Genomic DNA, 9401 nt, shown 5'->3' on the forward strand with positions numbered 1-9401 from the left:
TCTTACCAGGCGTGCTGGGCGTTGTCGGGGAAGCTGCCCCGCTTCACCGCCTGCACATACGCCTCCATAGCGCCGCGCACGCTGCCCGCGTCATGCATGAAGTTGTGGACGAACTTCGGCATCTTCCCGAAGTTCATGCCCAGCATGTCGTGCAACACCAGCACCTGGCCGGCCGTGCCGTTGCCCGCGCCGATGCCGATGGTGTGGCAGTGCGGCAGCTCGGTCGTGATGTCGGCGGCCAGCGCTGCGGGCACCATCTCCAGCACCAGCATGGCGGCGCCTGCGTCCTGCAGTTCATGCGCTTCTTTGCGTAGGGTGCGGGCGGCGTCGTCGGTCTTGCCCTGCACGCGGTAGCCGCCCAGCGCGTGCACCGTCTGCGGCGTCAGGCCCAGGTGGGCGCACACCGGCACGCCACGCTGCACCAGGAATTCCACGGTCGGAGCCGTCCAGCCACCACCTTCGAGCTTGACCATGTGCGCGCCCGCCTGCATCAGCACGCAGGCGCTGCGCAGCGCCTGCTCTCGGCTCTCGGCGTAGGTGCCATAGGGCAGGTCGGCCACCAGCCAGGCGGCGCCCTCCACGCGGTGCAGGCCGCGCGCCACGCTGGCCGTGTGGTAGGCCATGGTGTCCAGCGTCACTCCCACCGTGCTGGGCAGGCCCTGGCACACCATGCCCAGAGAGTCGCCCACCAGAATGCATTCCACCCCCGCCGCATCGGCCACGGCCGCAAAGGTGGCGTCGTAGGCGGTGAGCATGGTGATCTTCTCGCCCGCAGCGCGCATCTGCGCCAGGCGCGGCAGGCTTACGGGCTTGCGCTGGGGCAATGGGGATGCAGGCGGCAGGGTGCCGTAGGGCGTGGCGGAAACAGGGCTGGTGGCGGTCATGTAGCGCGGTGGAGCCAAAAAATTGCCGCGAGTCTATGCGACCAATACTGGGTGTACTTATTGGTTTCCAGCGCGGGCCCCAGGGGCCAGCGCTGGCACAGTGGCCTTTGCGTTCCCGGTATGCTCGCTGCCCATGACAGCTGCGACATTTTCCGCACATTCCCCCGCAAAGACCCCCATGAGCGATACCGAAGTGAAGGCCCTGGCCCAGGCCGATGTGGCGCGCGCCCTGGCCGAAGACGTGGGCACCGGTGACCTCACCGCCGGCCTGATCGACCCCGCCCGCCGCGCCCGCGCGCGCATCCTGGCGCGCGAAGAAGCCGTGATCTGCGGCGCCCCCTGGGCCGAAGCCGCGCTGCGCGCACTCGACCCCACGGTGCAGATCACCTGGCATGTGGCCGAGGGCCAGCGCTGCGCCCCCGACCAGGTGGTGCTGGAGCTTGAAGGCAATGCCCGCGCGCTGCTGAGCGCCGAGCGCACCGCGCTCAACTTCCTGCAACTGCTCTCGGCCGTGGCCACCAAGACCCGCACTTACGTGGACGTGGTGGTCGGCACGCGCGCGCAAATCGTCGATACGCGCAAGACCATTCCCGGCCTGCGCCTGGCTCAGAAATACGCCGTGCGCGTGGGCGGCGGCACCAACCACCGCATTGGCCTGCACGATGCGGTGCTGATCAAAGAGAACCACATCGCTGCTGCGGGAGGCGTGACCGCCGTGCTGCGCGCGGCCGAGCAGGTCGCGTCTCAGGCCAAGTTCATCGAGATCGAAGTCGAAACCCTGGAGCAACTGGCCGAGTCGCTGGATGCCGGAGCCAAGATGGTGCTGCTGGACAACATGCCGCTGCCCATGCTGCGCGAAGCGGTACGCATCAACGCGGGCCGTGCGATTCTGGAAATATCGGGCGGCGTCACGCTCGATGGCCTGCGCGCACTGGCCGAGACCGGCGTGGACCGCATCTCCATCGGCACGCTGACCAAGGACGTGAAGGCCACCGACTTTTCGATGCGCCTGCAGGAGCTGGCATGAGCACCGCAACCCTCCACCGCATCGACGTCGAATACGAGCAGCCCGATGAGGCGACGTCGGGCGCCGTCTGCTCCACCAAACACGCCTGGGCGCGTGTGCCGCCCGAACCTTCGCAGGCGGAGCGTGTCGCGCTCAAGGACAAGATCCGTCGCCTGCTCAAGGAAAAGAATGCGGTCATGGTGTCGCACTACTACGTGCACCCGGACCTGCAGGACCTGGCCGAGGAAACCGGCGGCCTGGTGAGCGACTCGCTGGAGATGGCCCGCTTTGGCCGCGACCACGCGGCGCACACCCTGGTGGTGAGCGGCGTGCGCTTCATGGGCGAAACGGCCAAGATCCTGAGCCCGGAAAAGACCGTGCTCATGCCCGATCTGGACGCCACCTGCTCGCTGGACCTGGGCTGCCCCATCGACGAATTCAGCGCGTTCTGCGACCAGCACCCCGACCGCACCGTGGTGGTCTACGCCAACACCAGCGCGGCCGTGAAGGCGCGCGCGGACTGGCTCGTCACATCGAGCTGTGCGCTCGACATCGTGAGCGCCCTCAAGGCCGCAGGCCAGAAAATCCTGTGGGCGCCCGACCGCCACCTGGGCGCCTACATCCAGCGTGAGACGGGCGCAGACATGGTGTTCTGGAACGGTGCCTGCATCGTGCACGACGAGTTCAAGGCACTGGAGCTGGAGCTGCTCAAGCAGCAGCACCCGCATGCCAAGGTGCTGGTCCACCCCGAAAGCCCCGCCGACGTGGTGGCCCTGGCTGACGCCGTGGGCTCCACCAGCGCCATCCTCAAAGCCGCGCGCGAGATGGACGCCACCGAATTCATCGTGGCCACCGACAMCGGCATGATGCACAAGCTGCGCACGCTCAACCCTGGCAAGAACTTCTACGAAGCGCCCACGGCGGGCAACAGCGCCACCTGCAAGAGCTGCGCGCACTGCCCCTGGATGGCGATGAACGGCCTGGCCGATGTGGCCCGGGTGCTGGAGACCGGTGCCAACGCTGTGCACGTGGACCCTGCACTGATTCCGCGTGCGCGCCAGCCGATTGACCGCATGCTGGCCTTCACGGCGGCGCTCAAGAACGGTCAGCCCACCGGCGCACTGTTGCCCCACCTGGGCGCTGCCTGAGTGCGCACGACGCGTTGATGTTTGCTCATGTTTTGATAGCTGAAGGCGCATGATCCACTAGCGCCTCCGCCTGCTTTGACTTCTAGTTGCCACATTGACTTCACCCAGCCGCTGAGCGCAGGCGCCGCGCGCCTGCGCCACCGTTTCGAGACCCCGCGCGAGGTGCTGGTGGCCCAGGCACTGCACGAGGTGCGCGGTGTGCTCGACGCCGTGTTTGCCGCCGCACAGCAAGGACGCTGGTGCGTGGGCCACGTGCGCTACGAGGCCGCCCCGGCCTTTGATGCCGCATTGCAGACCCATGCGGCCGACGGCCCGCTGGCCTGGTTCGCCGTGTACGACGCGCCCCAGCCCGGGACCGACGACGCGGCGGATGCGGCGGCAGCGGCAACCCCTGCGCAGGTGGTGTGGGACGACAGCCCCGAGCGCGAGGCGTTTGACGCCGCACTGGCGCAGATCCAGCAGGCCATCGCGGCGGGCGAGCTGTACCAGGTCAACTACACCGCGCCCTTTCGCGGCACGCTGCAGGGCTCGCCGCAGGCCCTGTTTGCTGCACTGTTGCGCGCGCAGCCCGGGGGCTATGCCGCTTACCTGCAGGCGGGTGACGAGCAAGTGCTGTCGGTGTCGCCCGAGCTGTTTTTTGACTGGCTGGACGCGCCTGAAGGCGGCACCCTGCTGGCCCGCCCGATGAAGGGCACGGCCCCGCGCGGCGCCACCCCCGAGCAGGACGCGCAGCAGGCCGAGCACCTGCGCACGGCGCCCAAGGAGCGTGCCGAGAACGTGATGATCGTGGACCTGCTGCGCAACGACATGTCGCGCATTGCGCTGCCGCACAGCGTGCAGGTGCCTGCGCTGTTTGCCACGCAGGCCTTGCCCACGGTGTGGCAGATGACCTCGGACGTGACGGCGCGCACGCGGCCCGGCACCACGCTGACGGATGTGTTTGCGGCGCTGTTCCCTTGTGGCTCCGTCACGGGGGCGCCCAAGGTGCGCGCCATGCAGATGATCCGCGCGCTGGAGCCCGCGCCGCGCGGTGTGTATTGCGGCGCGGTGGGTGTGGTGCGGCCTGGCGGGGCGGCGGGGCCGGACGGCCTGCACCCGGTGGCGGCCACGTTCAATGTGCCCATCCGCACCGTGGTGCTGCGTGGCGTGGGTACGGGTGCGGATACCTCCCCCGGCGTTGCCAAAGCCACCTGCGGCATTGGCAGCGGCATCACCTCGGGTGCCGGGGCGGGCGCCGAATGGGCCGAGTGGCACCACAAGCGCGCCTTTGTCGAGCGGGCCAGCGCTCCGTTCGAGGTGCTCGAAACCCTGGGCTTGCACCACGGCAAATTCGTGCACGCCGACCAGCATGTGCGCCGCATGGGCGAGGCGGCTGCGCATTTCGGCTTTGTGTTCAACGCCCATGCGGTGCGCCAGGAGCTGCAGATTGCCGCCCTGCAACACCGCGATGGCGACTGGCGGGTGCGCCTGCTGCTGGCGGCGGATGGCAGCGCCCGCGCCGAGGCCTTTGCGCTGCAGACCACGGCAGTGCCTGTGCGCCTGCAACTGGCGCCGCGCCCCTTTGCGGCCGCACACAGCGAGTTTGTGCGCTACAAGACCACGCGGCGCGCGCACTACGCGGCGTTTGCACCCACCACCCCCGGCGTGTTCGACACGGTGCTGTGGAACGAGGCGGGCGAGATCACCGAAGGCACCTTCGGCAACATCGCCGCGCTCGTCGATGGGCGCTGGGTGACGCCGCCCCTGTCCTGCGGCCTGCTGCCCGGAGTGGGCCGCGCCGTGGCACTGCAGGACGGCCACGTGGTGGAGGCCGTGCTGCGCGTGGCCGACATCCCCCGCGTGCAAGGCTGGGCGTTCATCAACAGCCTGCGCGGCTGGCTGGACGCCACGCTGGACGCGTAGCCAGTCCTTTTCTCGCAACCTCCCTGTTGGCGAGCCGCCCCAGGTGTTTGGCGGCCGCCGCAGGGGCCGTTCAGCGCAATGGATCAGGCCGTGGGTGTGTTGCCTTCGGTGGTCGTTCAGTCAGGGGGCCGAGCGTGCCAACGCGCATCCTGTGCATCAGGATGTGACGCTGCTTGCCCGGACTGTGGGTGCTTGCCATGGCGCCCGCACAGCCTGACTGCACCGGGCTGGCAAGGCCTGTTGCTGCGGTCTGGCAAATGCCCCCTTTTGCATCCCGCTACCTGCTGTGCGCTTGCTTACACCGCATCGCACCTGGCCCACAGGCCTATAGGACACGGCCTACAAAAAGCGCTGCGGTGCCCCTCGAACATGAACCCACACAAGACGCCTTTGCAGGCTTTGTGTGCCACCTTTGTTCAACCACTTCGACAGGAGCCACCATGTCTCAAAACAACCCGCAGAACCAGCCCAACACCCCTTCGTCTCAGCGCCAGTCGCCCGCCGGGCAGCAGCAGGCCGAGCAGAGCACGGGCGGCAACACCCACCGCCAGCAAGGTGCCCGCAACGACGCCGACACACACGCGCAGGGCCGCGACCAGAAGCAGCAAGGCAGCCGCGATTCGCACAAGAGCCAGCCTTGAGACCGGGCGGGCCACAACAGCATGTGGCCAGCCGCACCCTTTCATTCCTATTCACTTTCAACTTTTGATATTCCCATTGACCGCAAGGAGAACACCATGGGCTACAGAGACAGCGACGACAGCAACTTTTCCCGCCATGGCATGGGCCGCGATGCCGACGACATGCGCTTTACCGAGCGCGGTGACCACCAGGGCTACGGCAGCGAAGACCATCGCGGCAGCAGCCCTGGTGGTTACCGCCAGGAGTTCGAGAACCGCAATGACCGCAGCGACCGCTATGAGCAAGAACGCTATGAGCAAGAACGCTATGAGCAAGAACGCTATGGCCAGGAACGTTACGGCCAGGAACGTTACGGCCAGTACGGCCTGAACCGCAGCCGTGGCGAATCGCAGGGCTACCCACGCACCGGGCGTGAGAGCTTTGGCGCGTATGGGCCTCAGGGCCGCTCGGGCTACGACAACGGCCCCGGCCGTCAGCACCAGGCCTGGGGCGCCCCGTACGAGAGCCAGKGCTTTCGCGATGACGAAGGGCGTTTTGCCTCGCCCTATCGCGATGATGAACGCGGCCAGGGTGGCTACGGCAACGCCTATGGTTTCACCCGCAATGCACCGCCCGCCCAGCAGAGCCGGGGCCACCGCGATCCCGACTACCAGCAGTGGCGCGATGAGCAACTGCGCATGCTGGATGACGACTACGACAGCTGGCGCAAGGAGCGCTACCAGAAGTTCTCGGATGACTTCAGCCAGTGGCGCTCCAGCCGCACCAGCGGCAGTTCGGGCCAGCAGCAGCCCGGCCAGCAGAACCAGAAAGGTGCGGGCTCCCAGAGCGCATCCAGCACTGCGTCTGGCGGGAACCAGGGCAACACCGGCAAGTCCAAGGATGCCAGCTGACCGTTGCTGCGACTGACGCGGCCGGGCCGGGGCAGTGTGTACTGTCCCGGCCCGGTCGTTGAACTCGCCGTCCGTACCGCCGTGGGCGCACTGGCCTGGAAGTCCAGGCGCCCCTTTTTTGGCTCCGGTTGACCTGAAGCGCCTCTCGGCAGAAAGACATTCCGCCGTGACCGCCTCCGTCCCCTTCGCTCCCAGCCACCAAGCGTGCAATCCATGCCCTTTAACAAGGTGCTGGCGCAAAACTGGCCGACCGGAGAATCCGCGTGAAAGCGGTGGCGCCAGGGCTGGTGTGGGCACCGCTGATCCCGGCGGACCGCCCGGCCGAAGAGTTGGAAAAGGTTGGCGTCATAACGCGTCTGGACCGCCCGGCGCAACCCGAGGAGATCTCGCCCGCCTACGTGTTACTGACGGCCCCGAGTTGTTCCAGCTACATCACGGGCATCGTGCAGCCCATCACCGGCAACGCAGGCGACGGGGCCTGAGGCGGGGGCAGGAGCGCAGCGTCAGAGCCGCTCTTTGGCGTACGAGCCCCGGTCCATATCGACGATCTCCACGCTCAATTGCACCATCACGCCCTGGGGCTTGGGGGTGCGCTCGCGCAGCACCGCGGCAATGAGGTCGGACAGCTCCTTCTTGGCTTCGGGCGTGCGGCCTGACAGCAGGCGCAGCTGTGCGTGCACAAAGGCGCGGTTGGCGGGCGCGATGCCGATCTCGAAGCTGTCGGCCACGATGAAGCGCGTCTTCAGATCTGCCTCGTCCTGCACCTGGGGATGGGCGCACAGGGCGGCGTTCAGGGCCGTCAACGTTTCGGCTTCGGGGTAGTGGGGCAGGTTGGCCGAGTATTCGATGGTCAGGTGGGGCATGGAATCGTCTCGCTGGAAGGATAGGGGAGGGCCTGCACTGGCAGGGCGCCTGGGCTGTGCATGGTACTGCGGCTTGTCAACGACTCACCAACGGTGTCGCCAGCGCATGCAGCGCGGCCAGCAGTTGCGCCACATCGTCGGTGGTGTGTGCGGCGGACAGCGCAATGCGCAGCCGCGCCGTGCCCGCTGGCACCGTGGGCGGGCGGATGGCAGGCACCCACAGTCCTTTGGCGCGCAGGCCTTCCATCACCGCCAGCGCCGCTTCGTTGCTGCCGATGATCAGGGCCTGCACGGGGGTGTGCGACGGCAGCAGGTGCCAGCCCAGCGATGCAGGCAATGTGGACAGGCCTTGGCGCAGTTGCGCGATGAGTCCGTCCAGGTGCGCGCGCCGGTCGTCGGCTTCCTCCATGAGCTGCAGGCTTTGGCGCAGTGCGCTTGCCAGCAGCGGTGGCGCGGCGGTGGCAAAGATGTAGGTGCGCGTTTTTTGCAGCAGCCATTCGATGAGGGCTGCATCGCCGGCCACAAAAGCGCCCGCCACGCCCGCTGCCTTGCCCAGCGTGGCCATGTACAGCACGCGGCGCGAGGCGTGGGGGCCCGTCAGCCCCGCCTGTGCCAGGCTGCCGCGCCCCTGGGGGCCCAGCACGCCAAAGCCGTGGGCATCGTCCAGCAACAACAGCGCGTCGTAGCGCTCACACAGCGCGAGCAGGGCTGGGATGTCGATGAGATCGCCGTCCATGCTGAACACCGCATCGCTGATCACCAGCTTGCGCCTTGAGGGGCTGGCGGCAAGCTGCGCTTCCAGCGCTGCCAGGTCGGCGTGGGGATAGCGGTGGATGGTGGCGCGCGACAGGCGGGCACCGTCGATCAGGCAGGCGTGGTTGAGTGCATCGGAGAACAGCGCATCGCCGTCACCCACCAGCGCGGGGATGATGCCGGTGTTGGTGGCATAGCCCGCGTAGAAGTACAGGGCCCTGGGCAGTTGTACATAGGCCGCCAGATCGTGCTCCAGCGCATCGTTGGCAGCGCTGTGGCCGCTGACCAGCGGCGAGCCGCCCGAGCCCACGCCATAGTGGTGTGTGGCCTCGCGCGTGGCTTCGGCCAGCGCAGGGTGGCCGGCCAGGCCCAGGTAGTCGTTGCTGCAAAAGGCCAGCATGGGCCGGCCGTCCACCAGCAGGCGGGCACCGCTGGCGGGCTGCACCACACGGCGGCGGCGCAGCAGGTGGGCGCGTTCGATGTCGGCCAGGCGCGCGGGGATCTCGTCGAGCCAGGACGTTTGTGGTGCCGCGGCGCTTGTCATCGCCAGCCCTTGGGCAAATCAAACACCAGGCTGCCGGGTTCGGGTAGCTCCTGGTGCGGCACATCGGCCAGCAGCGGTGCACCCAGCCGGGTACGCAGGTAGGCAATGTTGTCCTCCACCGCCTCCATGTCGGGGTCCACCCGGTTGGCCACCCAGCCCGCCAGCGTGAGGCCCCGCGCACGGATGGCCTCGGCGGTCAGCAACGCATGGTTCAGGCAGCCCAGCCGCAAACCCACCACCAGCACCACCGGCAAGGCCAGGGCCTGGGCAAGGTCTGCGCCAGTCAGCGTATCGGTGAGCGGCACATGAAAGCCGCCTGCCCCCTCCACCACCACGGCGTCGGCCTGAGCGGCCAGCGTTTGGTAGCTGGCGACGATGGCAGCGATGTCGATCTGCACACCCGCCCGCGCCGCCGCGATGTGGGGCGAGAGTGGGTCGGGCAGCAGCACGGGGTTGTCCAGCGCTGGCGGCACGGCCAGGGTAGAGGCCGAGCGCAGCGCAATCGCATCTTCACTGGCCCAGTCGTCCCCCCAGGGCACCAGGCCAGCCGCCACGGGCTTCATGCCCACCACGCGGCGGTGGTGGCGCGCCAGAGCGTGTAGCAGCCCTGCGGACACCAGCGTCTTGCCGACACYGGTGTCGGTGCCGGTCACAAAACATCCCATCATCAACTTTCCTCCTGCAGGGTGGCGTTCAGCGCATCGAGCGCGCCGCTGGCAAGGCTCTGCACGGCCTCGTCGTCGAGCGCATAGGGCGGCATGGCGTACAG

Annotated in this window: 10 protein-coding genes; 6 read left to right on the forward strand and 4 right to left on the reverse strand. The window is 68.0% G+C overall.

The features are described 5' to 3' along the window. Positions 1-2: 2 nt before the first annotated feature. A complete protein-coding gene (panB, locus tag AC04MI_RS09225) occupies positions 3-884 on the reverse strand; it encodes a 3-methyl-2-oxobutanoate hydroxymethyltransferase (protein WP_436077723.1) in 882 nt (293 codons plus the stop codon). A 178-nt stretch (positions 885-1062) separates the two neighbouring features. Between panB and nadC the strand changes: the two genes are divergently transcribed. The 6 genes from nadC (at position 1063) to AC04MI_RS09255 (ending at position 6954) form a co-directional block, all read left to right on the forward strand. Beyond that, entirely contained in the window at positions 1063-1911 is an 849-nt protein-coding gene (gene nadC / locus AC04MI_RS09230; protein WP_436077724.1) for a carboxylating nicotinate-nucleotide diphosphorylase, read from the forward strand. Next, positions 1908-3038 carry a quinolinate synthase NadA gene (nadA, locus tag AC04MI_RS09235; protein ID WP_476497672.1) on the forward strand — a complete coding sequence of 377 codons (1131 nt, stop codon included), beginning with the start codon at positions 1908-1910 and terminating at the stop codon, positions 3036-3038. Before nadC ends, nadA begins: the two co-directional genes overlap by 4 nt. A gap of 75 nt (positions 3039-3113) precedes the next feature. Beyond that, the gene (locus AC04MI_RS09240) at positions 3114-4940 is read left to right on the forward strand and encodes a chorismate-binding protein (protein ID WP_436077726.1); all 1827 of its coding nucleotides are present in this window, start codon (positions 3114-3116) and stop codon (positions 4938-4940) included. A gap of 440 nt (positions 4941-5380) precedes the next feature. Further along, entirely contained in the window at positions 5381-5581 is a 201-nt protein-coding gene (locus AC04MI_RS09245; protein ID WP_056058943.1) for a hypothetical protein, read from the forward strand. A gap of 96 nt (positions 5582-5677) precedes the next feature. Then, positions 5678-6472, forward strand: coding sequence for a hypothetical protein (locus AC04MI_RS09250; protein WP_476497673.1), 795 nt, complete (start codon positions 5678-5680; stop codon positions 6470-6472). A 242-nt stretch (positions 6473-6714) separates the two neighbouring features. Next, positions 6715-6954: a Rossmann-fold NAD(P)-binding domain-containing protein gene (locus AC04MI_RS09255; RefSeq protein ID WP_436077879.1), complete on the forward strand. Its 240-nt coding sequence runs from the start codon at positions 6715-6717 to the stop codon at positions 6952-6954. Between the two features lie 21 nt (positions 6955-6975). On the opposite strand, the gene AC04MI_RS09260 is transcribed toward AC04MI_RS09255, so the two are convergent. The 3 genes from AC04MI_RS09260 to bioD all read right to left on the reverse strand — a co-directional run bounded on the left by AC04MI_RS09260 (position 6976) and on the right by bioD (position 9300). Beyond that, a complete protein-coding gene (locus tag AC04MI_RS09260; RefSeq protein WP_110960097.1) occupies positions 6976-7335 on the reverse strand; it encodes a 5-carboxymethyl-2-hydroxymuconate Delta-isomerase in 360 nt (119 codons plus the stop codon). A 76-nt stretch (positions 7336-7411) separates the two neighbouring features. Further along, positions 7412-8632 carry an 8-amino-7-oxononanoate synthase gene (gene bioF / locus AC04MI_RS09265; RefSeq protein ID WP_436077728.1) on the reverse strand — a complete coding sequence of 407 codons (1221 nt, stop codon included), beginning with the start codon at positions 8630-8632 and terminating at the stop codon, positions 7412-7414. Then, positions 8629-9300 carry a dethiobiotin synthase gene (gene bioD / locus AC04MI_RS09270; protein ID WP_476497674.1) on the reverse strand — a complete coding sequence of 224 codons (672 nt, stop codon included), beginning with the start codon at positions 9298-9300 and terminating at the stop codon, positions 8629-8631. Before bioD ends, bioF begins: the two co-directional genes overlap by 4 nt. Between the last annotated feature and the right edge of the window lie 101 nt (positions 9301-9401).

The organism is Acidovorax sp. LjRoot204, assembly GCF_056175785.1.

Bases quoted from the DNA above. Each gene is read 5' to 3' on its own strand.
- nadC (WP_436077724.1), top strand. From the start codon at position 1,063: ATGAGCGATACCGAAGTGAAGGCCCTGGCCCAGGCCGATGTGGCGCGC.
- panB (WP_436077723.1), bottom strand. From the start codon at position 884: ATGACCGCCACCAGCCCTGTTTCCGCCACGCCCTACGGCACCCTGCCG.
- AC04MI_RS09245 (WP_056058943.1), top strand. From the start codon at position 5,381: ATGTCTCAAAACAACCCGCAGAACCAGCCCAACACCCCTTCGTCTCAG.
- bioF (WP_436077728.1), bottom strand. From the start codon at position 8,632: ATGACAAGCGCCGCGGCACCACAAACGTCCTGGCTCGACGAGATCCCC.
- AC04MI_RS09260 (WP_110960097.1), bottom strand. From the start codon at position 7,335: ATGCCCCACCTGACCATCGAATACTCGGCCAACCTGCCCCACTACCCC.